Source organism: uncultured Rossellomorea sp., from assembly GCF_947488365.1.
Classification (GTDB): Bacteria; Bacillota; Bacilli; order Bacillales; family Bacillaceae_B; genus Rossellomorea.
Window position 1 is genome coordinate 14,961 of sequence record NZ_CANKZT010000003.1, and the last position, 21,980, is coordinate 36,940.

General features: G+C 43.1%; 17 protein-coding genes. 15 read left to right on the plus strand and 2 right to left on the minus strand.

The features are described from left to right. Positions 1 to 23 precede the first annotated feature (23 nt). Positions 24 to 1,298 (plus strand): phosphoribosylamine--glycine ligase, encoded by a 1,275-nt coding sequence (purD, locus tag Q1B03_RS11375; protein WP_299741317.1) that lies wholly within the window; start codon positions 24 to 26, stop codon positions 1,296 to 1,298. On the opposite strand, the gene Q1B03_RS22150 is transcribed toward purD, so the two are convergent. Next, entirely contained in the window at positions 1,276 to 1,389 is a 114-nt protein-coding gene (locus tag Q1B03_RS22150) for an EYxxD motif small membrane protein (protein WP_324746437.1), read from the minus strand. The two genes, purD and Q1B03_RS22150, sit on opposite strands and share 23 nt — an antisense overlap. Before the next feature lie 166 nt (positions 1,390 to 1,555). Continuing rightward, complete coding sequence (locus Q1B03_RS22155) at positions 1,556 to 2,002, minus strand: DUF2892 domain-containing protein (RefSeq protein WP_366141290.1); 447 nt, start codon at positions 2,000 to 2,002, stop codon at positions 1,556 to 1,558. 125 nt (positions 2,003 to 2,127) lie between these two features. Here Q1B03_RS22155 and Q1B03_RS11385 point away from each other — a divergent pair, with 125 nt between their 5' ends. From Q1B03_RS11385 to Q1B03_RS11450, 14 genes are all read left to right on the plus strand, one after another. Then, positions 2,128 to 3,867, plus strand: coding sequence for an adenine deaminase C-terminal domain-containing protein (locus tag Q1B03_RS11385; protein WP_299741318.1), 1,740 nt, complete (start codon positions 2,128 to 2,130; stop codon positions 3,865 to 3,867). 52 nt (positions 3,868 to 3,919) lie between these two features. Further along, positions 3,920 to 4,957 carry a DUF3048 domain-containing protein gene (locus Q1B03_RS11390; protein WP_299741319.1) on the plus strand — a complete coding sequence of 346 codons (1,038 nt, stop codon included), beginning with the start codon at positions 3,920 to 3,922 and terminating at the stop codon, positions 4,955 to 4,957. 21 nt (positions 4,958 to 4,978) lie between these two features. Then, entirely contained in the window at positions 4,979 to 5,278 is a 300-nt protein-coding gene (locus Q1B03_RS11395; RefSeq protein WP_034760840.1) for a YerC/YecD family TrpR-related protein, read from the plus strand. Between the two features lie 167 nt (positions 5,279 to 5,445). Further along, the gene (locus Q1B03_RS11400) at positions 5,446 to 6,132 is read left to right on the plus strand and encodes a heptaprenylglyceryl phosphate synthase (protein WP_299741320.1); all 687 of its coding nucleotides are present in this window, start codon (positions 5,446 to 5,448) and stop codon (positions 6,130 to 6,132) included. An 84-nt stretch (positions 6,133 to 6,216) separates the two neighbouring features. Beyond that, entirely contained in the window at positions 6,217 to 8,442 is a 2,226-nt protein-coding gene (gene pcrA / locus Q1B03_RS11405) for a DNA helicase PcrA (RefSeq protein WP_299741321.1), read from the plus strand. A gap of 71 nt (positions 8,443 to 8,513) precedes the next feature. Then, positions 8,514 to 10,520: an NAD-dependent DNA ligase LigA gene (ligA, locus tag Q1B03_RS11410; RefSeq protein ID WP_299741322.1), complete on the plus strand. Its 2,007-nt coding sequence runs from the start codon at positions 8,514 to 8,516 to the stop codon at positions 10,518 to 10,520. 15 nt (positions 10,521 to 10,535) lie between these two features. Beyond that, complete coding sequence (locus tag Q1B03_RS11415; RefSeq protein WP_299741323.1) at positions 10,536 to 11,687, plus strand: CamS family sex pheromone protein; 1,152 nt, start codon at positions 10,536 to 10,538, stop codon at positions 11,685 to 11,687. 994 nt (positions 11,688 to 12,681) lie between these two features. After that, positions 12,682 to 14,190, plus strand: a complete 1,509-nt coding sequence (putP, locus tag Q1B03_RS11420) for a sodium/proline symporter PutP (RefSeq protein WP_299741324.1) — start codon at positions 12,682 to 12,684, stop codon at positions 14,188 to 14,190. Between the two features lie 269 nt (positions 14,191 to 14,459). Then, positions 14,460 to 16,052, plus strand: a complete 1,593-nt coding sequence (gene aceB, locus Q1B03_RS11425) for a malate synthase A (protein WP_299741325.1) — start codon at positions 14,460 to 14,462, stop codon at positions 16,050 to 16,052. A gap of 205 nt (positions 16,053 to 16,257) precedes the next feature. Next, complete coding sequence (gene aceA / locus Q1B03_RS11430; RefSeq protein ID WP_299741326.1) at positions 16,258 to 17,538, plus strand: isocitrate lyase; 1,281 nt, start codon at positions 16,258 to 16,260, stop codon at positions 17,536 to 17,538. A gap of 224 nt (positions 17,539 to 17,762) precedes the next feature. Further along, a complete protein-coding gene (argC, locus tag Q1B03_RS11435) occupies positions 17,763 to 18,797 on the plus strand; it encodes an N-acetyl-gamma-glutamyl-phosphate reductase (RefSeq protein ID WP_299741327.1) in 1,035 nt (344 codons plus the stop codon). 14 nt (positions 18,798 to 18,811) lie between these two features. Continuing rightward, on the plus strand, positions 18,812 to 20,041 hold the full coding sequence (gene argJ, locus Q1B03_RS11440) for a bifunctional ornithine acetyltransferase/N-acetylglutamate synthase (RefSeq protein WP_299741328.1): 1,230 nt from the start codon (positions 18,812 to 18,814) through the stop codon (positions 20,039 to 20,041). Beyond that, positions 20,004 to 20,813, plus strand: coding sequence for an acetylglutamate kinase (gene argB / locus Q1B03_RS11445; protein WP_299741329.1), 810 nt, complete (start codon positions 20,004 to 20,006; stop codon positions 20,811 to 20,813). The genes argJ and argB overlap by 38 nt, the downstream gene beginning before the upstream one ends. Then, entirely contained in the window at positions 20,810 to 21,970 is a 1,161-nt protein-coding gene (locus tag Q1B03_RS11450) for an acetylornithine transaminase (RefSeq protein WP_299741330.1), read from the plus strand. Before argB ends, Q1B03_RS11450 begins: the two co-directional genes overlap by 4 nt. Positions 21,971 to 21,980 lie beyond the last annotated feature (10 nt).

Consider the following 21,980-nt stretch of genomic DNA (forward strand, 5'->3'; position numbering starts at 1 on the left):
TCTTAAAAAGGGGGCTTTTCAAGATGAAAGTACTTGTTATCGGTCGCGGTGGTCGTGAGCATGCCATATGTAAGAAGTTAGCGGAAAGTGAAAGTGTGACAGAGGTGTTTTGCGCACCTGGGAACGCAGGGATTGCCGGTGTTGCTACAAATCTTCCTTATAGTGAATCCAATGTGAGTGAATTAATCGCTTTTGCAAAAAGCGAGAACGTTGCTTATACCTTTGTTGGACCTGAAAATCCATTATTGGATGGAATCGTTAACAGCTTCCAAGCTGAAGGTCTGCAAATTTTTGGCCCGACCAAAGAAGCCGCCATCATAGAAGGAAGCAAATCTTTTTCTAAGGATTTAATGAAAAAATATAGCATTCCTACGGCAAAATATGAGGTATTCACAAGTGTTGAGAAAGCAATCGAATATGTAAAAGAAGTTGGCGCACCTATAGTCGTGAAGGCGGATGGGTTGGCAGCAGGCAAGGGTGTAGTAGTTGCTGAAACGGAAGAAGAAGCGATTGGTGCATTGGAAGAAATGCTTCTTGATGAAAAATTTGGAGATGCTTCTTCTAAAGTGGTAGTGGAAGAGTGTCTGTTTGGGGAAGAGTTTTCTTTAATGGCCTTTGTAAATGGTGAATCCGTTTATCCGATGGTGATTGCACAAGACCATAAGCGAGCCTTTGATGGTGATCAAGGACCGAATACAGGCGGAATGGGTGCGTATTCCCCGGTTCCTCATATTTCGGACGAAGTCGTGCAAGAAGCGATTTCAACTGTTCTTTATCCTACGGCTCAAGCGATGGTAAAGGAGAAACGTCCGTTTACCGGCATTCTGTATGCAGGTCTAATGTTCACAAATGAGGGCCCAAAGGTCATCGAATTCAATGCCCGATTTGGCGATCCGGAAACACAGGTGGTACTGCCGCGTTTAACTTCTGATTTCGGTCTCGTTGTAAAGAACATGATCGAAGGAAAGCCTGTGCAATTAGAATGGTCAGATGAAGCAGTTCTTGGAGTCGTTTTGGCGGCAGATGGTTATCCCGGTAAATATGAAAAAGGGATTGCCATCCCAAATCTTAATCAGTCATTAAAAGAAGGAACCCTTGTGTACCACGCTGGAACTGAGTTAGATGATAAAGGTGCCCTCGTTTCAAATGGTGGAAGAGTGTTACTTGTAGCTTCCTCTGCCGCTTCCGTTGAAGAAGCGCAGGCTAAAGTGTATAAAGAATTAAATAAGGTAGAATTCAATGGATTGTTCTATAGAAGTGACATCGGGAAGAAAGCTATCGAACACGTCTCTTCCTAGTTCTGCGAACATAAACAAAAGCAATGGCAATAATGCCGCCAATCAGGGAAAACAACACATACGACATATCCGTTAAATACTCCCAAAACATAAATAACAACTCCTTATTAATAAAAATATATTAAATCAAGAGTGCCAGGTCCTACCCCATTTAAGGGACGGACCTCGGCACTCTTGCCATTATTGGAATTCAAAGGCGGAATTCAGTTCAGGTAAACATGCCTTTGAATTGGGAAAGGGAGGGAGAGGTCCGTCCCTCAGCGGAGGTCCTTCCCTTCCATATTATCGCCATTTAGTGCTGCTTGGACTTCTTTGTTGGTGAGCTCTTCGGGATTGAAGTTGGATTCTTTTTTTGTATTGTCGAGCGGGTCTTGTTTGTGTTCGTTTGCTTGATGGTGATCTTGGTGACCTGTTGATTTGTCGGATTTCAGCATGTCTTTAAAGTTCATCATATCCTTGGCTTTGAATCCGGCAAATCCTCCGCTTCCGCCATTTCCCTCTGCGCCTTTTTCAAATAAGGCTGTAACAGGGCAGTAGCGCAGAATTCCTTCTCCTACTTTCATGGCGCCAATCACAGCCATCACGAGATAAGAGTCTCTCCAAGGACGTCTCGCAAGCTTTGATGTGCTCCAAGCCAGAATCGTGAAACCAACGGTGATGCGGATCAGGGCATTGATAATGCCGATGTTTGATGATACTTTCATTTGTAAACTCCTCCTTAATAGAAAATTCACATAATTGTTGTAAACCGTTAATGCGTTAAATAGTAAAATATGTTAACATAAAATGAAACTTAAACTAATACCATTCCACTAGAGGAGTGTTCACATTGGAACAGCGCTACAGATGGAAGAACAAACAACTACGAGAACATGTACAAGTACTGAACGGAGAAATATCTCCGAGCCTTCTTTTAAAGAATGCAACGTACCTTCACTCGACTCTAAAGAAATGGGTGCAGGGACACATTTGGGTTTACCGTGATCGAATTGTCTATACAGGCGATCTGCTCCCGGAAAACCTTGAGAATTGCGAAATAGTGGACTGTGACTCACAGTACCTCGTTCCCGGATATATCGAACCGCATGTACATCCGTTTCAGCTTTATAATCCCCAATCTTTTTCCAAGTATGCATCCCAAACTGGTACAACGACATTCGTAAATGATAACCTGATGATGTTTTTACAATTGGAAAAAAAGAAAGCGTTTTCTTTATTGGGGGAATTCAATAAGCTACCTGTCACCATGTATTGGTGGACAAGGTTCGATTCTCAAACGGAGATGGCGAATGAAGAGGTAACCTTTTCAAATGGTGAAGTGAAATCATGGCTGGAACATGATTCCGTACTTCAAGGAGGAGAATTGACTGCTTGGCCGAGACTGCTTCAGGGAGATGACCTGATTCTCCACTGGATGCAGGAAGCGAAAAGAATGGGCAAGATCGTTGAAGGGCATCTGCCGGGGGCATCTGACAAAACCATTGCCAAGCTTGGCTTACTGGGGATTGATGGTGATCATGAAGCCATGACGGGTGAGGATGTATACAAGCGGCTTATTCAAGGGCTGACCGTCACATTGCGTCATTCCTCCATCAGGCCGGATTTGCCGGTCCTATTAGACGGCTTAAAAGAAAAGGGCATCGATTCGTATGATTCCTTATTGTTTACAACGGACGGATCGACACCAGGCTTTTATGAACAAGGTGTATTGGATTTCATGATAAAAATGGCGATTGATAAGGGCGTACCACCAATCGAAGCATATAATATGGCTAGCTACAACGTCGCCAATTACTATCACATCACTCATTTGCATGGGATGATCGCTACAGGCAGAGTGGCGAATATTAACTTCCTTTCGGCAATTGATGACCCGACTCCGATTTCTGTTCTCTCAAAGGGGATTTGGGTACGTAGAGATGGCGAGGAAATGGAGGATTCGACAGAAATAAACTGGGCATCAAACGGATTCAAGCCATTGTCCCTGAACTGGGAAGTGGGATATGATGACCTCCAGTTTTCCATGCCCTTTGGAATTGAAATGGTGAACGATGTCATCACCAAGCCTTACTCCATATCCATCAATCCATCTACTGATGAGCTGGATCTTGATCATGATCAATCGTTCCTCATGCTTCTTGATCGAAAGGGAGAATGGAGAATCAGTACAATGATCAAGGGATTCTCAACGGGTGTCATGGGATTTGCTTCTTCCTATTCGAATACAGGGGACATCATTTTAATTGGAAAAAACAAATCAGATATGATTGCTGCCTTTAAAAGAATGAAGGAAATCGGAGGCGGAATTGTTTTGACGGAGAAGGGGGAAGTCCTTCACGAAATTCCACTTCCATTAAGCGGCATGCTCTCTCATAAAGAGATGCCGGAGCTTATTGAGGAAGAAAAAGCACTTAAAGGTTTGTTAAAAGAAAGGGGCTATCGCTTTTCGGATCCCATTTATACATTGCTATTCCTTCAGTCTACTCATCTGCCTTATATACGGATGACACAAAAGGGAATCTATGATGTAATGAAGAAAACGGTACTCTTTCCAACGATAATGCGTTAAAATAGTAAAGTATAGGGAAAAGGATTTCTATAAAATAGGGGTGTCTAAAAACATGCTGAAAAGAGCTTTGATCATTGCTTTAAGCTCGTTTACACTTGTCGCATGTAGTTCAGATAAAGAGATAAAGAAAGAATCTGATAAAGAAGCTGCAACTCCGGTTGTGAAAGAGGAGACAGGAGTAGAAACGGAAGAGAAAAACCAATCACCTTTAACTGGTGAGGTACAAGAGAGAGAATCCACGGCGCGAGCGATTGCGGTCATGGTGAATAATCACCCAAAGGCCCGTCCACAATCAGGACTTTCAAAAGCAGACATTGTATATGAAGTCTTAGCAGAAGGTGATGTCACTCGGTTCCTGGCTATATATCAAAGCCAAAAGCCTAAAGAAATCGGTCCTGTACGAAGTGCCAGAGATTACTATGTGGAGCTTGCCAAAGGATATGATAGTCTATATGTAGCTCATGGATATAGTCCCGAAGCACAAGAAATGCTGACTAGCGGCTTCATCGACAATTTAAACGGCATGAAATATGATGGAACGCTGTTTAAGCGTGCAAGCTTCCGCAAAGCTCCTCATAATTCCTATATCTCCTTTGAGCATATCAAAGAGGGAGCGGAGCAGAACGGCTTTGATATGAAACGTCCACCGGAAGCATTGAACTTTAGTGACAAAGGGCCTGTAAGCGGAGAAGCATCCCAATCGGTCATGATTTCATATAACGATAATCCGCTGTTTAACGTAGTGTATGATTTCAACGAAGAAGAGGGCAAATACGAACGCTACTCAAATGGTGAACAGACCATCGATTACGATTCCAATGACCCTGTTTTAGTAGAAAATCTCTTTATAGTGGAAGCGTCGCATAAAATAGTCGACGATGCTGGCAGGAGAAACATTGATTTTGATTCCGGCGGGAATGCGTACTTGATTCAAGAAGGAAAACTCCGGGAAGTTCAGTGGAAGAACGTAGAAGGTAGAATTCTACCTTTTGAAAATAATAAACCTATCAGTTTGCGAAAAGGATCTACGTGGATCAATATCATTCCAAGTTCTTCAGGCTTGGCGGGGTCGGTATCATATCAAGAATAGATGGAAAAAGGAGTCTTTTTAATGCAAATAAATAAACTAAGAGGCAAGGAGTTGGATCAGTTATTCAATGCTGTTCTATCTCTACAAGATCTTGAAGAATGTTATCGTTTCTTCGATGACCTTTGCACAATCAATGAAATTCAATCTCTTGCTCAGCGCCTTGAAGTAGCTCGTATGCTGCAGGATGGGAAAACATATCATAAGATTGAAACAGAAACAGGTGCAAGTACTGCAACCATTTCCCGTGTGAAGCGTTGTTTAAACTACGGAAATGATGCCTATCAGCTGGTATTGGATCGTGTACATCAGGAAGAGAAATAATAGAAGAAGGACCGCTGTCGTCATGATGAGCGGTCTTTGTTTTTTTGTGTGATTTCATCGATCTCCCCCTTAGAATCATACAAAGTTTAACAATAGACGAGGTGATGCGGCCCCTTCCTACAAATGATATAATACGTTAGATGGATGTAAGAATGGAGGAACAAAGCATGTATGATGTCCAAAAATGGAGCCATGTATTTAAACTAGATCCGAATAAGACAATCGATGATGGAGATTTAGAAGCTGTATGTGAATCAGGGACAGACGCCATTATTGTAGGGGGAACGGACGGTGTAACCCTTGAAAAGGTTCTTGATTTGATGGCACGGGTGAGACGATATACTGTTCCTTGTATTCTGGAGGTATCAAATTTGGAGTCGATTACTCCGGGCTTTGATTTATATTTCATTCCGATGGTGATGAACAGCAGGGATATGAACTGGGTGACAGGATTGCATCACCGTGCTGTAAAGGAATATGGGGAGATCATGAATTGGGATGAAATCCTTGTAGAAGGATATTGTATATTAAACAAAGACTGTAAGGCGGCACAGGTTACGGAGGCCGATACAGATATTTCAAGTGAAGACGCGGCTGCATATGCCATGATGGCAGAAAGAATGTTCAATCTGCCGATCTTTTACCTGGAGTACAGTGGTACATATGGGGATGTTGAAACGGTGAAAGAGGTAAGAGATTCACTGGAAAACACAACATTATTCTACGGTGGTGGCATCAAAACCGTCGAGCAGGCGAATGAAATGGCTGCAGTATCAGATGTTGTCGTAGTAGGAAATGCTGTCTATGACAATTTGAAAGAAGCGTTAAAAACAGTAAAAGCAGTAAAAGGGTAAGGATTGAACTGGAGATCCGTCCCTAAATAGGATATAATGGAAACATAAATATAGAACGTACGTTCGTTATGGTGGTGTGAGAGTATGCAATTTTTGACTGATCGATTGTTGAATGGAATGAATCCCGAGCAGGCGGAAGCTGTGAAGGCGACAGAAGGGCCGTTACTGATCATGGCAGGGGCAGGCTCCGGGAAGACGAGAGTATTGACGCATCGAATTGCGTATTTAATGGTGGAAAAAGGGGTCAATCCTTATAATATTTTAGCGATTACCTTTACAAATAAAGCAGCGAGAGAAATGAAGGATCGTATTCATAACATACTGGGCGGGGCTTCTGAGAACATTTGGATCTCAACCTTCCACAGCATGTGTGTGCGAATCCTGCGACGGGATATTGATCGCATCGGGATGAACCGTAATTTTACGATCCTTGATTCTACCGATCAGCAGTCGGTTATCAAAGCGATTTTAAAAGAAAAAAATATAGACCCGAAAAAATTTGATCCCCGTTCGCTTTTGGGATCCATCAGCTCTGCAAAAAATGAGCTGACGACTCCTGAAGAATTGTCCAAGCAAGTAGGGGGTTATTACGATCAAGTGGTATCTGATGTGTATACAGAATATCAGAAGCGTTTACGGAAGAATCAGGCCCTCGATTTTGATGATTTGATCATGACGACGATCCAGTTGTTTCAGCGTGTACCGGAAGTATTGGAATTCTATCAAAGAAAGTTCCAATACATCCATGTCGATGAGTATCAAGATACGAACAGGGCTCAATATATGCTCGTTAAACTGCTGGCTTCCCGTTTTCAGAACTTGTGTGTCGTCGGGGATTCCGATCAATCGATATATCGCTGGCGAGGTGCGGACATTGCCAATATCCTTTCCTTTGAAAAGGATTATCCAAGAGCAACCGTTATTTTCCTTGAACAAAATTATCGTTCAACGAAGAGGATCCTGCAGGCAGCAAACGAAGTGATCCAGAAGAACTCGAATCGTAAACCGAAGAATCTATGGACGGAAAATCATGACGGTGAAAAGATCTCGTATTTCAGAGCGGATACCGAGCAGACCGAGGCTCAATTTGTTACCGGTAAAATCAAAGAGATGATGGAAAGCGGTAAGAGGAAGTACTCTGATTTCGCCATCCTTTATCGTACAAACGCTCAGTCCCGTGTGATGGAGGAAGTTTTACTCAAATCGAATATCGAGTACTCCATCGTCGGCGGCATCAAGTTCTATGACCGCAAAGAGATCAAGGACATATTGGCTTACCTGAGACTCATCTCGAATCCGGATGATGACATCAGCCTAATACGTGTCATTAATGTTCCGAAGCGGGGCGTAGGGGCAACCTCTGTGGATAAAATTGCCCGTTATGCACAGGATCATGATATTTCCATGTTCAGAGCGTTGGAAGAAGCGGACTTTATCGGGCTCAGTCCGAAAATAACGAAAGCTGTCATTGAATTCAAGGAAATGGTGAAAGGCTATACGGCCATGCAGGAATATCTGTCCGTAACCGAGCTTGTAGAAGAAATACTGGAGAAATCCGGCTACATCGAGATGTTAAAAGCAGAAAAGTCGATCGAGTCTCAAAGTCGCTTGGAGAACTTGGACGAGTTCCTGTCTGTGACGAAAAGCTTTGAGCAATCCAACGATGACAAGAGTCTGGTTGCATTTTTAACGGACCTGGCATTAGTGGCGGATATCGATAAGCTTGATGAAGACGATCAGCCAAAAGACTCGGTTATTTTGATGACCCTTCATGCTGCAAAAGGTCTTGAGTTCCCTGTCGTATTCTTAATGGGGATGGAGGAAGGGGTTTTCCCTCACAGCCGTTCCCTGATGGAAGAAGATGAGATGGAAGAAGAGCGCAGACTGGCTTATGTAGGAATTACCCGTGCTGAGGAACAGCTCTATTTAACAAATGCACAAATGAGAACTCTCTTCGGGCAAACGAAGATGAACCCTGTGTCCCGGTTCATTCAGGAGATCCCAGCTGAACTGTTGGATGATGTGATGGCAGAAAAGAAGAGTGCCTTCACACCTTTCGGGAAATCAGCAGCGAAAGCACCAGCGCGTCCTGCCCCGCGTAAGCCCGTTTCACGACCGGTTCAAACGACAACCGGTGGAGAATCTGTTGCATGGCAAGTAGGGGACAAAGCACAGCATAAGAAATGGGGGACAGGGACGGTCGTCAGTGTGAAAGGCTCTGGAGACAGTGTAGAGCTTGACATTGCGTTCCCGAGCCCAATGGGAATCAAGCGTCTTCTTGCCAAATTTGCTCCTATTGAAAAAGCGTAGCTTGTCGAGAGGGAATTCCCTCTCGGCTATCTTTAAATATCTGAACACTTTAGCAAGAAAGGGTTGTGGAAATGGATCGACAATCAGCCGAAAACCGTTTAAATGAATTACATGAACTGTTAAATCAATACAATTATGAGTACCATGTGCTCGACAAACCTTCTGTGCCAGATTCTGAATATGATCAACTACTGAGGGAACTTATCGAACTCGAAGATCAATTCCCTGATCTGAAAACATCCGATTCACCTTCTCAACGCGTTGGAGGAGCGATACTGGATGCCTTTGAAAAAGTGGAACACCGTACGCCCATGCTCAGCTTAGGGAATGCCTTCAATGAAGAGGATCTTCGTGACTTTGATCGTCGTGTCCGTCAAGCAGTCGGGGAGGACTTCTCCTATGTTTGTGAGCTCAAGATCGATGGGTTGGCAGTGTCCCTTCGTTACGAGGATGGTGTGTTTATCCAAGGAGCAACAAGGGGAGATGGCTCAATAGGTGAAGATATTACATCGAATCTGAAGACAATCCGTTCCATTCCATTGAAGATTTCTGAAAAGATTTCCTTTGAAGTTCGCGGTGAAGCATTTATGCCAAAAAGATCCTTCGAGGCGTTAAATAAAATCAAAGACGAAAAAGGAGAAGAGCCTTTTGCCAACCCCCGCAATGCAGCGGCAGGTTCACTTCGTCAATTGGACCCTAAAATTGCAGCTTCACGAAATCTCGATATCTTCTTATATGCGTTAGCGGATATTGGGGATACGGGAATTCATTCGCATAGTGAAGGATTAGATAAATTAGAAGGTTTGGGATTTAAAACAAATCCTGAACGAAAACAATGTGCCACGATTGAAGAAGTGATTGAATTTGTTGGAAAGTGGACCGATCAACGTCCTAATCTTTCCTATGATATTGACGGGATTGTGATTAAGGTCAATTCCTTAGAGCATCAGAAGCAGCTCGGAACGACAGCAAAAAGTCCACGATGGGCGATTGCCTTCAAGTTCCCTGCTGAAGAAGTGGTAACCGTGTTAAAAGAGATTGAATTAAGCGTAGGCCGTACCGGGGTGGTGACACCTACAGCGATTTTGGAACCGGTCCGTGTTGCGGGTACAACGGTTCAACGTGCGTCTCTTCATAATGAAGATCTTATTCGAGAAAAAGATATCAAAATCGGTGATCATGTCGTGATTAAAAAAGCCGGGGATATCATCCCTGAAGTGGTCAACGTATTAGAAGAAAAGAGAACAGGTGATGAACAGGAATTCCATATGCCTACTCATTGTCCTGAATGCGAAAGTGAGCTGGTCAGACTGGAAGGGGAAGTCGCCCTTCGCTGCATCAATCCCAAATGTCCTGCTCAGATTCGGGAAGGTCTGATTCACTTTGTGTCCCGAAACGCCATGAACATCGATGGTCTTGGAGAAAAAGTGATCAGCCAGTTATTCAGGGAGAAATTGATTGAAGATGTGGCTGATCTGTACCGTTTAGAGCGGGAGCAGCTTCTTCAACTGGAGCGCATGGGTGAAAAATCCGCAGATAACCTATTGGATGCCATTCAAGCATCAAAAGCCAATTCCCTGGAAAAATTGCTCTTTGGACTTGGAATCCGTCATGTTGGAGCAAAAGCGGCGAAAACATTGGCTCAAGAGTTCGGATCAATGGATAAGTTAATGACCTTGGGCAAAGAAGAGCTGACCAATGTAAACGAAATCGGTGATAAAATGGCAGATGCCATTGTGGCCTACTTTGAAAATGATGAAGCGAAAGAACTGATCCAGGAATTGAAGGATGCCGGTGTCAATCTTGAATACAAAGGACCAAAGCCGGTAGCTGCAAGTGAAGTCGACTCTTATTTTGCAGGAAAAACCATTGTGTTAACCGGAAAGATTGAACGATTAAGCAGAAATGAAGCAAAAGAAAAGATCGAAATGCTCGGTGGAAAAGTCACTGGCAGTGTCAGTAAGAAAACCGATCTTGTCATCGCAGGGGAAGAAGCAGGATCAAAGCTTACGAAAGCCAATGAACTGAACATTGAAGTATGGGATGAGGACAAGCTGATGGAAGAACTTAACCGATAAGAGGTGTAACGAGTAATGAAAAAAGGGATCTCGGTCGCTCTCTCCGCACTATTGTTATTAGGAGGCTGTGCTCCGACATTTGAAAAGCAGGATCAGGTCGTTCAGGAAAATCAAGATAGCGAAGCAAAAAAAGCGATCATTCCAAGCTTCCAGATATCCAAGGAATACTACAAGACGATGCTTCCATATGAAACGAGTAAAACCCGTGGAGTGGTCGTTAATGATTTAGGATCAAGATACGATATCAATGAAATCGAAACGGGCTTATTGAGGGTAGCCCAAAATCGTTTCTCAACGGATGAATACTTTTTCAAAGAAGGCCAATTCCTCACGAAGAAAACAGTTGATAGCTGGCTTCAACGAAAATATACAAGTGAACAGTTGAAAGAAAAGGGAATTCAAGAGTCTGAGAATGTAGGGCTTAACCCTGTCCAGGCAAACGGTGAGAGCGCACCCATCTACTTAGCACATGTGATTGAACATAATTACTTGATGAAAAAAGAAGACAACAAGGTCCACCTGGGTGGAGTGGCAATCGCTCTTTCGTTGAATTCTGTTCAGTACGAAACCAATCTCTCATCTGGAACAAGGACAGTAAAGAACATTAGCAATGATGTCTTAAAGGAACAAGGAGCGAGAATTGCCGACGAAGTCCTCAATCGTCTTCGTCAGAAAAAAGAACTTCAAAACGTTCCGATCATGATCTCACTTTATAAACAGGCTCCGAAAGAACAGGTCGTCCCGGGTCATTTCTTTGCCTACACAACCGTTGAAGCGAACGAAAGCAGTATCCAAAACTGGGAAGGAATCAATGAAGAATTTTACTTATTCCCTTCACCGGAAGCACAAGAAAATCATCCAAACGATTACAAAGTATTTAACGAGCTGAAAACGGATATCGAAAAATACTTTCCTGTTTACACGGGTCTGACGGGACAAGCACTTTACCAGAACCAAAAGCTGTCCAATATGAAATTCGAGGTTGCCCTGTCCTTCCAAGGAAAAGCTGAAACCATCGGATTTGCCCAGCATCTTTCCAGCATGATCAGCAAACAGACGCCAGATACCTGGGATGTGGAACTCCTCGTGTCATCGTCCTATGGACCGGAAGCTCTGATCGTGAAGAAGCCTGGAAGTAAAGAAACGTATTTGCACATTTATGAATAAAAGAGGAAAAGGACTAATCTTATAGGTTAGTTCTTTTTTTTGTTGAGGGATAGAACTGTAGAAGTGTCACAGAAATTAGGCGGATCCTTTCGATAAATAAAAATAAGGTTGGTATATTGAAAATACGGCCGATAAATCATTTTAAAGGTTGATGAGATTGAGTAAGGGTTGATAAATCTCAACAAGGGTCGATAAACCTGATCCTACCATTGTCATGTACTTCACGATATTTACAAAAAACGAAACCAAATGTGACGGATATACGTAATACATATATAGATTGAAGACAGGAAAGGGGAAAAGGCTGATGGAAATAATCGCATTTGTTTTAGCCGGAGGGGCTTTCTCGATTGTCATGATCCTTCTTGAACAAAACAAGAAATTAGAAAAGAGAGTGAAGAAATTGGAGGACAAAATGTAATCGGTAAAAAGCTTGGGGAATCTCAGGCTTTTTTGTTTGGCTTTTACATAGAAATGACCTATCTGCATCAGCGACAATTAACCAGTTTCAAAAAGCCATCCAGGAAATTTCCTATTCCCCACCGTCTCACCATGTATATGGATGTATCATTTGTTGCAAAATAAAGATGCTAACGTTAGTGAAAAACTGTAATCGTAACAGAATGGTGAACAAAAAGTAACTTAATTTTATAAATTTTTATGAATAGATATAGCTAAAAAAGCGCTTTCATAAAAATATATGCATTTTACTTGAATAATTATTCATACGAATGAATGTATTTAGAAAATTCCGTCTGTTAATGTGGTAAATGTATGTTAGTATTAATAACGTTGTGAACTTGTTACGGAACGTCGCTTCGCAGAAAAAACTTTTTCAAACATTATTGAGTGAATAAGTTTACAACCCGTATGCATGGGGTAAAGAACTGTTGGATTTACAATTCGAGAGGTCTTTTAGCATGGTTCGAAAGTTAGATTAAGCACCTAACGAAAAGCAGTACAAATTTCTTGAAAGGAGAATGCTAACTACACAATGGATATAGCTACTTTAGTCACCTTTATCGTATATTTAGTTGGAATGCTCGCAATCGGTATTATCTCTTACAAATTAACAAGCAATTTATCGGATTACGTTCTTGGAGGACGTAGTTTAGGACCGGGGGTAGCAGCATTAAGTGCTGGTGCTTCAGATATGAGTTCATGGTTATTACTGGGACTGCCTGGCCTTGCTTATGCAATTGGTTTAGGTTCGATCTGGTTAAGTATTGGGTTAGTAATTGGTGCTTATTTAAACTGGAGATTCGTAGCTTCAAGACTACGCGCTTACACGGAGGTTGCAAACGATTCTATTACGGTTCCGGACTTCTTTGAAAATCGTTTTAGAGATGGTTCCCGTCTCCTTCGTGTTATTTCAGCAGTTATTATCTTGGTATTCTTTACCTTCTACACATCTTCAGGTCTTGTAGGCGGAGCGTTATTATTCCAGGAAACGTTCGGAATGTCTTACAATCAATCACTTTGGATTGGTGCTGCAGTAATCATTTCTTACACATTCCTTGGAGGATTCTTAGCAGTAAGCTGGACTGACTTCGTACAAGGTATTCTAATGTTCCTTGCGTTAATCATTACACCAATCGTTGCTATTACAGAGCTGGGTGGATGGAATGCTACAGTTGATGCTGTTCGTTCTGTTGACGCGGCAAATCTTGATACAATGAACACGATGACGGTTATGGGAGTCATTTCACTCCTCGCCTGGGGACTTGGTTACTTCGGTCAGCCGCATATCATCACCCGTTTTATGGCACTTAAATCCACCAAAGATGTACCAAAGGCACGCTGGATTGGTATGAGCTGGATGACATTATCAATGATTGGTGCTGTACTGGTTGGTTTCTCCGGTATCGCCTATTTTGCTGATATGCCATTGATTACAGGTGATGTTGATAATTCTGAGAAAGTATTTATCTTTTTTACAGATGTCTTATTTAACCCATGGGTATCTGGTATTCTGTTAGCAGCGATTCTATCTGCTATCATGAGTACAATCGATTCCCAATTACTTGTTTCTTCCAGTGCGTTAGCGGAGGATTTCTATAAAGCGATCATCCGTAAGAATGCTTCTGACAACGAACTTGTATGGGTGGGTCGTATCGGAGTGCTTCTAATTGCATTTATCGCGATTATGCTTGCTATTCAAGGTAACCCTGCGAATGGCGGCGGTACGAAGATCCTCGATCTGGTAAGTTACGCTTGGGGTGGATTTGGTGCCGCGTTCGGACCAATCGTCCTGTTGTCTCTATACTGGAAAGGTATGACACGAAACGGGGCATTGGCAGGTATGATCACTGGTGCTGTAACAGTCGTCGTTTGGAAACAGCTGACTGCAGCTGGAGTTATTCCATTCGAACTGTATGAAATTGTTCCAGGATTCTTCCTTGCTATTCTGGCAATCGTGATCTTCAGTAAGGTTGGACCACAGCCAAGTGCTGAAATCCAAGCTGAATTCGATGAAGCAGTTGCCAAAGACATCGTTAAATAATTAGAGTATCGATAAGAGGTCCGTCCTTCGTCACTAAAGAGTGGCTGAGGGACGGACCTCTTTTTTGTTGGCTAGTCTTGATATTTATATTTCAGGGGAGAATTTGTGATACATGTCCTCCTTTGTAGGTGTTGCGAAATTTGTCGAAAGAAAATTACCAAAAAGTTGTTCCAAAACCAAATATACTGTTATATAATACAAACATGTTAAATAATCTGTATTATAACAATGAAGACTTGTTTAATACTGCTAAGGAGTGATGGTGTTCAATGTCTACAAAAATGGTTGGTATCAAGGTAACTGGGGAGCTTCAGCCAGGCTTTGATAAAATTTTATCTAAACAAGCATTGCAGTTTTTGGAACAACTGGAGCGCCGATTCGGAGCAAAACGGAGAGAACTGTTACACAACAGAGAGAAACAGCAGGAACGAATCAATGGAGGAGAGCTTCCTCACTTTTTGTCTGAAACAGAATCGATTCGACAAAGTGAATGGAAAGTAAGTCCGATTCCTCAAGCTTTACAAGATCGAAGGGTAGAGATCACTGGACCGGTTGATCGGAAAATGGTCATCAACGCATTGAACTCAGGCGCAAAATGTTTTATGGCATGTTTTGAAGATGCCACTTCACCTACATGGACGAACCTCATAGAAGGACAAATCAACCTCAGAGATGCAGTACATCAAACAATAGACTTCACGAATCCAAATGGTAAGCGTTATGAATTAAACAAAGAACATGCTGTATTAATTGTTCGACCCAGAGGATTACATCTGGAAGAGAAACATATCGAACTGGATGGGAAATCAATATCGGCAAGCCTTGTCGACTTTGGATTATTCTTTTTTCATAATGCGACTCATTTAACCTCAACGAACAAAGGCCCTTATTTTTACTTACCTAAATTAGAGAGTCACCTGGAAGCGCGCTTCTGGAATGACGTGTTTATATTTGCCCAGGAATATATCGGGATTCCTCAAGGAACGATTAAAGCAACTGTACTGATTGAAACCATCACGGCCGCGTTTGAAATGGATGAAATTCTTTATGAACTAAAGGAGCATTCAGCGGGTTTGAACTGTGGAAGATGGGATTATATTTTCAGTTATATTAAAAAACTTCGGGACCAAGAGGATGTTATCTTACCGGACCGTTCAACGGTCACAATGACAGCTCCTTTTATGAGATCGTATTCTTTGCTCACGATTAAAACTTGTCACAGAAGAGGAGCTTCTGCAATCGGAGGGATGGCGGCACAAATTCCTGTAAAGAACGATCCTGTGAAAAACGAAGAGGCGTTTAACAAGGTGAGAGCAGATAAAGAAAGAGAAGCGCAGGATGGTCATGATGGCACCTGGGTAGCTCATCCTGGGCTTGTGCCGGTTGCCATGGACGTTTTCAATCAGGAAATGAAAAATGATAATCAAATTGCAGAGAAAACTTTAGATGATCTCGAAGTGTCAGAGCAGGATCTTCTTGAAGTTCCTCAAGGGACGATAACAGAAGAAGGTGTCCGCTTAAATATAAACGTCGGAATTCAATATATCTCTTCTTGGCTGAGCGGCCAAGGTGCAGCACCGATCCACAACTTAATGGAAGACGTGGCGACGGCTGAAATTTCCCGGGCTCAGCTATGGCAATGGATCCGCCATCCTAAAGGAGTTCTTGACGACGGCCGAAACATCACCATCGATCTCTACGAACGACTAAAGCAAGAAGAACTAACCAAACTCAAAAGCCAAATGGGAGAACAACTGTACAAAGAGCGCCGGTTCACAGAAGCCGTCCAACTATTCGACCAACTCATCCAGAACGACCAATTCACAGACTTCCTCACCATCCCGGGCTACCGTATCCTTTAAAGGGACGGACCTGCAAAAAGCATCATCAAAGCTAAAAAGGTTGAATACACAAGCCTAATTACTTTAATAAATTACCGCTGCAGTGAATGGAGGGACGGACCTCTCAAACTAACTGCACACCGGTTAAATAGAATTCAACAAAGAACTTCGCTTAATTCTTATAGAAATACAAAACCAATAAGCAAACAAAAGGGAGAGATTATCAATGGTAAAAGCAAATAACGAACGCGTAAAAGCACTACAAGAAAACTGGGAATTGGATCAAAGATGGAAGGGTGTATCCCGACCGTATTCGGCTGAAGATGTCATTCGTTTAAGAGGATCAATTGATATCGAGCATACTCTTGCTCGACGCGGATCTGAAAAGCTGTGGGATCTGCTTCACAAAGAGGACTATATCAATGCACTTGGTGCCTTGACCGGAAACCAGGCTGTCCAACAAGTCAGAGCCGGCCTGAAAGCGATTTACTTAAGTGGATGGCAGGTAGCGGCCGATGCCAACCTTGCCGGGCAAATGTATCCCGACCAAAGCTTATATCCTGCGAACTCAGTACCATCCGTGGTAAAGAGAATCAATCAAGCCCTGCAGCGTGCAGACCAGGTTCATTATGTAGAAGGGGATGAATCGATTGATTGGTTTGTGCCGATTGTAGCCGATGCAGAAGCGGGCTTCGGAGGACAGCTTAATGTATTCGAACTCATGAAGGGTATGATCGAATCAGGGGCTTCAGCCGTCCACTTTGAAGATCAGCTTTCTTCTGAAAAGAAATGCGGACACTTGGGAGGCAAAGTATTACTGCCGACACAAACGTCCGTGAAGAATTTAATTTCAGCACGTCTGGCAGCTGATGTAATGGGTGTACCAACATTAATCGTAGCCCGTACAGATGCGAATGCCGCAGATTTAATCACGAGTGATGTGGATCCGTACGATGCGCAGTTCATTACAGGGGAACGCACTCCTGAAGGGTTCTTCCGTACAAGAGCGGGACTTGATCAGGCGATTGCAAGAGGCTTGGCTTATGCTCCTTATGCAGATCTTGTGTGGTGTGAAACATCAGAACCGAGCCTTGAAGAAGCTCGCCAATTTGCTGAGGCGATTCACGCTGAGCATCCAGGGAAATTATTGGCGTATAACTGCTCACCATCCTTTAACTGGAAAAAGAAACTGGACGATGAAACGATCGCTAAGTTCCAAAAGGAGCTTGGGAAAATGGGCTATAAGTTCCAGTTCGTAACGCTTGCAGGATTCCATGCACTGAACCATAGCATGTTCGAGCTTGCGAGAGGATACAAAGAGCGCGGAATGGCTGCATATTCTCAGCTTCAAGAAGCGGAATTTGCCAGCGAGAAATATGGCTATTCAGCTACGAGACATCAGCGCGAAGTAGGAACAGGCTACTTTGATGAAGTATCGATGGTGATCTCAGGTGGAACATCCTCTACAACAGCCCTTAAAGGTTCAACAGAGGCTGCTCAATTCTAAAGAATTCAATTGCATAAAAATATAAATGAAGGTCCGTCCCTCGGGGGTTGCTATACCCTGAGGGACGGACCTTTCTTTTGGGCGCTTCTCCGGGTAGTACTATCGATGCAAATTTGTGAATAAATTAACTTTATAGAAAATATTTATAAATATACTATTGATTTTATTAATATACATACATATAATTAGAGCTAATTTAAATTTAATCTGCGTGGTGAATAGATATGAATGTTGGTATTGTTGGTAGTACGGGTTACGGTGGAGTGGAGCTTCATCGATTGTTGGTAAATCATCCGAATGTGGATAATTGTATTTTGTATTCATCTTCTTTGGAGGGGGCACTTTATGCAGATCAATATCCACACCTCTTTAACCTGTCACATGAAGTAGTGAATCCTATTAAAATCGAGGAAATGAAGCAGCTTGATTTCGTCTTTTTGGCCGTTCCTTCCGGTGTATCGAAGGAATTATCTCAGAATCTACTCGGTGAAAAGGCGAAAGTGATCGATCTTTCAGGGGACTTGCGTTTGAAGAATCCTCAAGAATACGAAGAGTGGTACAAAGGAGAATCAGCATCTTCAGATGTTTTACAGAAAGCGGTGTATGGTCTCACAGAATGCAATCGACAATCCATTCAAGAGGCGGAACTGATCGCGAACCCAGGCTGCTTTCCGACAGCCACCCTTCTAGGATTGGCTCCGCTTTTTCACCATGAGCTTGTTGAGCCCCACTCCATCATTATCGATGCCAAAACGGGATTATCGGGAGCAGGGAGAAAAGCGACTCAATCCAGTCATTTTTCAGAGACTCAAGAAAATCTACGAATCTATAAGGTTCATCAACACCAGCACACTCCTGAAATTGAACAACAATTGAAGGAGTGGCACAGCGAAGCGGGACCCATTACCTTTACGACACACCTTATTCCCATGACCCGTGGGATTATGGCTACGATGTACACGGAATTAAAAAGCACATACACCACTGAGCAGTTACACAACATTTACCAAGCCTATTACGAGATTCACCCATTCATCAGGATTCGTCCTAAGGGCCAGTTCCCAAGTACAAAAGAAGTATTCGGCACGAATTTCTGCGATATTGCGATAAAAGTAGATTCACGGACGAATCGCGTGACGATTGTGTCTGTGATCGATAACTTACTTAAAGGAGCTGCCGGCCAGGCGGTTCAAAATATGAATGTAATGCTGGGGTTAGACGAAACGACAGGACTTCATCACTATCCAATTTATCCATAAGAGGGGGAGAATCAATGAAACTAGTAAAAGAAAAGGCTGTTCAGCACATTCCTGGAGGAACGATTCTTTCGCCTTTTGGATACAAGGCAGGGGGGATGCATACCGGTCTTCGATACGCAAAGAAAGACTTTGGAGTCATCTACAGTGAGAAACCTGCACGAGTCGGAGCTGTTTATACGCAAAGTCATTTTCAAGCTGCTCCCCTTAAAGTCACACAAGAAAGTATCTTGAAATCACGCACTCTACAAGCAATTGTTGTCAACAGTGCGATCGCAAATGCCTGTACGGGTAAACAAGGATTAAAAGATGCCTATCAAACGAGGGAGTGGGCGGCCAAGCGATTTCAAATTCCGGAAGAGTACGTAGCCGTCGCTTCGACAGGAGTCATTGGTGAGTGGCTTCCTATGGAGAAGATTGAAAAGGGCTGCAACGAAATCGAGGTTGATTCGACGGAACAGAGTGCAGAGTCTTTTCAACAGGCCATCCTAACGACGGATCTTATCGAAAAGACTTCATGCTATGGAGTAAAAATAGATGGGGAAACGGTCACAATCGGAGGATGTGCAAAGGGATCAGGTATGATTCATCCCAATATGGCGACGATGCTTGGCTTCATCACAACGGATGCTTCGATTTCATCCACCGACCTTCAAAAAGCTCTTAAAACAGCAATCGATCAATCTTTTAATCAGATCACTGTAGATGGAGAAACGTCTACGAATGATATGGTCATTGCGATGGCAAACGGGATGGTAGAGCACGACACTTTACATGAAAGCCATCCTGATTGGCATCACTTTCAAGAGGGGTTAATTCACGTATGTCAAGATCTGGCCAAACAAATTGCCCGGGATGGTGAAGGAGCGACCAAACTTGTGGAAGTGAACGTCACAGGAGCTCACTCCCATCAAGACGCAAACATTTTAGCAAAAAAAATCGTCGGTTCCAATTTAGTCAAAACGGCACTCTTTGGCGGTGACCCAAACTGGGGAAGGATTGTTGGTGCCATGGGACACAGTGAGGTGACGATCGAGCCCCATCAATGTGACATTTATATTGGAGAAACACTCGTGTTTTCAAATGGTACTCCTCAGCCATTCAATGAAGAGAGTGTAAGTCAGTATATGCAAGCTGAACATGTGAACATATCCATCGCGTTGCATGGTGGAGAAGGAAAAGGAAAAGCCTGGGGGTGTGATCTTACGTATGATTACGTCAAAATCAATGCAAGTTATCGAACCTAAGCCAGTGATTGCAATCAAACTGGGAGGAAGTGTCCTTTCTAAGCTCTCATCCCTTTTTTATGAAAGTATAAAAGACCTTCAGCAACACTACCATGTAGTACTTGTTCACGGGGGAGGTCCTGAGATCACGGCCATGCTGAATAAACTGGCCATCGAATCCACCTTCATTAATGGCCAGCGAAAAACCACAAAGAAGGTTTTTGGAGTCGTCGAACAGGTGTTAAAGGGCAAAGTGAATAGCGAGTTAACACATCAACTCAATCTGGCAGGGATAAAAGCAATCGGATTAAGCGGGTACGATGCCCATTTGTTAAAGGCCAGCATCATGGATGAAGGGTCACTAGGTTATGTTGGCAAAATTGAAAAGGTTAATCTTACCTTATTAAACAATCTGCTTTCGCTTAACTACGTGCCTGTTATCACTCCCCTTGCCACTACAAACAATGGGGAAAAGCTAAATGTGAATGCAGATCTGGCTGCATCTGCCATAGCAGAAGCCCTGGAGGTAGAGAAGCTGGTCTTTGTCACAGACGTTCCCGGAATTTTAAAAGAAGGGGAAATTGTTTCACGTGTAACAAAGGAAGAGATCCTTCAATATATAGAAACCGGAATCATCCACGGCGGAATGATTCCGAAGGTGCAGGCAGCCCTGTCGGTTCTTGGGTTTAACATTAAAGAAGTCATGATCGTCGGGTGTCAGGACACGATCTTTCAAGATGGCGAAATGCTAGGTACACGTATAACAGACGGAGGAGGAGTCGGGGCGGTATGAGTCACTTATTTCCTACTTATAATCGGTTGGATATTGAATTGGTTTCAGGAAACGGCACGGTTGTTCAAGATCAAAACGGGAAATCCTATTTGGATTTCATTTCAGGTATTGCGGTTTGTAATTTAGGTCACTCTCCTTATGTTGTTAAAGAGGCTCTTGAACAACAATTGGATAAACTTTGGCATGTATCCAACCTGTTTCCGATTACGCTGCAGGAAGATGCAGCTTCACTCCTTGCTTCCGCCAGCGGCTTAGATGCTGTTTTCTTCTGTAATAGTGGAGCTGAAGCGAACGAAGCAGCGATTAAGTTAGCCAAAAAGCATACGGGTAAAACGAAGATCCTGACTTTCAAGCAATCGTTTCATGGCCGGACCTTTGCGACCATGAGTGCAACGGGGCAGGAGAAGATTCATAGCGGATTCGGTCCATTGGTTCCAACCTTTGACTATCTTCCTTATAACGATGAACAGGCTCTTTCGAAAGTGGAAGGAAATGACGTTGCGGCCATCATGGTGGAAGTGATTCAAGGGGAAGGCGGGGTGAATCCTGGTATTCTTTCTTTTTTACAGGCAGTAGAAATGAAGTGCAAGGAGATGGATGCTTTATTCATTGTTGATGAAGTCCAAACAGGGATCGGTCGTACGGGAGTTCCATTTGCTTACCAGCATTATTCCCTGCAACCGGATATCGTCACGACGGCTAAAGGACTGGGAAGTGGTTTTCCAGTAGGTGCGATGATGGGTGAAAAAGATCTTGTTTCCTCCTTTTCGCCAGGAACTCACGGGTCGACATTCGGAGGTAATCCATTAGCGATGGCAGCAGTGAAAGCGACTCTTGAAACGATTTTTGATGAAGTGTTTCTAAAAGAAGTACAAAGTAAATCTGAGTACTTTATGCAAAAGCTGAAGAATCAACTACAAGAATTTCGTTGCGTAAAAGAGGTAAAAGGGATAGGCTTTATGATCGGCATCCAATTCGATATGGAAGTAAAAGAAATCATCGATGAGCTGCGGGAAAATGGATTATTGACGCTGCCGGCAGGTACGCATGTGATCCGTCTATTACCACCTTTAACGGTCAACTATGACGAGCTCGATCAGGCACTTCACATACTGGTCGATACGCTGAAACAGCATCAATCAGCTGGTGTATACTAATCTATTTTTT

Coding starts and splice junctions, on each gene's coding strand:
- purD (WP_299741317.1), top strand. CDS start 24: ATGAAAGTACTTGTTATCGGTCGCGGTGGTCGTGAGCATGCCATATGT.
- Q1B03_RS22150 (WP_324746437.1), bottom strand. CDS start 1,389: ATGTTTTGGGAGTATTTAACGGATATGTCGTATGTGTTGTTTTCCCTG.
- Q1B03_RS22155 (WP_366141290.1), bottom strand. CDS start 2,002: ATGAAAGTATCATCAAACATCGGCATTATCAATGCCCTGATCCGCATC.
- Q1B03_RS11390 (WP_299741319.1), top strand. CDS start 3,920: ATGCTGAAAAGAGCTTTGATCATTGCTTTAAGCTCGTTTACACTTGTC.
- Q1B03_RS11395 (WP_034760840.1), top strand. CDS start 4,979: ATGCAAATAAATAAACTAAGAGGCAAGGAGTTGGATCAGTTATTCAAT.
- Q1B03_RS11400 (WP_299741320.1), top strand. CDS start 5,446: ATGTATGATGTCCAAAAATGGAGCCATGTATTTAAACTAGATCCGAAT.
- pcrA (WP_299741321.1), top strand. CDS start 6,217: ATGCAATTTTTGACTGATCGATTGTTGAATGGAATGAATCCCGAGCAG.
- ligA (WP_299741322.1), top strand. CDS start 8,514: ATGGATCGACAATCAGCCGAAAACCGTTTAAATGAATTACATGAACTG.
- Q1B03_RS11415 (WP_299741323.1), top strand. CDS start 10,536: ATGAAAAAAGGGATCTCGGTCGCTCTCTCCGCACTATTGTTATTAGGA.
- putP (WP_299741324.1), top strand. CDS start 12,682: ATGGATATAGCTACTTTAGTCACCTTTATCGTATATTTAGTTGGAATG.
- aceB (WP_299741325.1), top strand. CDS start 14,460: ATGTCTACAAAAATGGTTGGTATCAAGGTAACTGGGGAGCTTCAGCCA.
- aceA (WP_299741326.1), top strand. CDS start 16,258: ATGGTAAAAGCAAATAACGAACGCGTAAAAGCACTACAAGAAAACTGG.
- argC (WP_299741327.1), top strand. CDS start 17,763: ATGAATGTTGGTATTGTTGGTAGTACGGGTTACGGTGGAGTGGAGCTT.
- argJ (WP_299741328.1), top strand. CDS start 18,812: ATGAAACTAGTAAAAGAAAAGGCTGTTCAGCACATTCCTGGAGGAACG.
- argB (WP_299741329.1), top strand. CDS start 20,004: ATGATTACGTCAAAATCAATGCAAGTTATCGAACCTAAGCCAGTGATT.
- Q1B03_RS11450 (WP_299741330.1), top strand. CDS start 20,810: ATGAGTCACTTATTTCCTACTTATAATCGGTTGGATATTGAATTGGTT.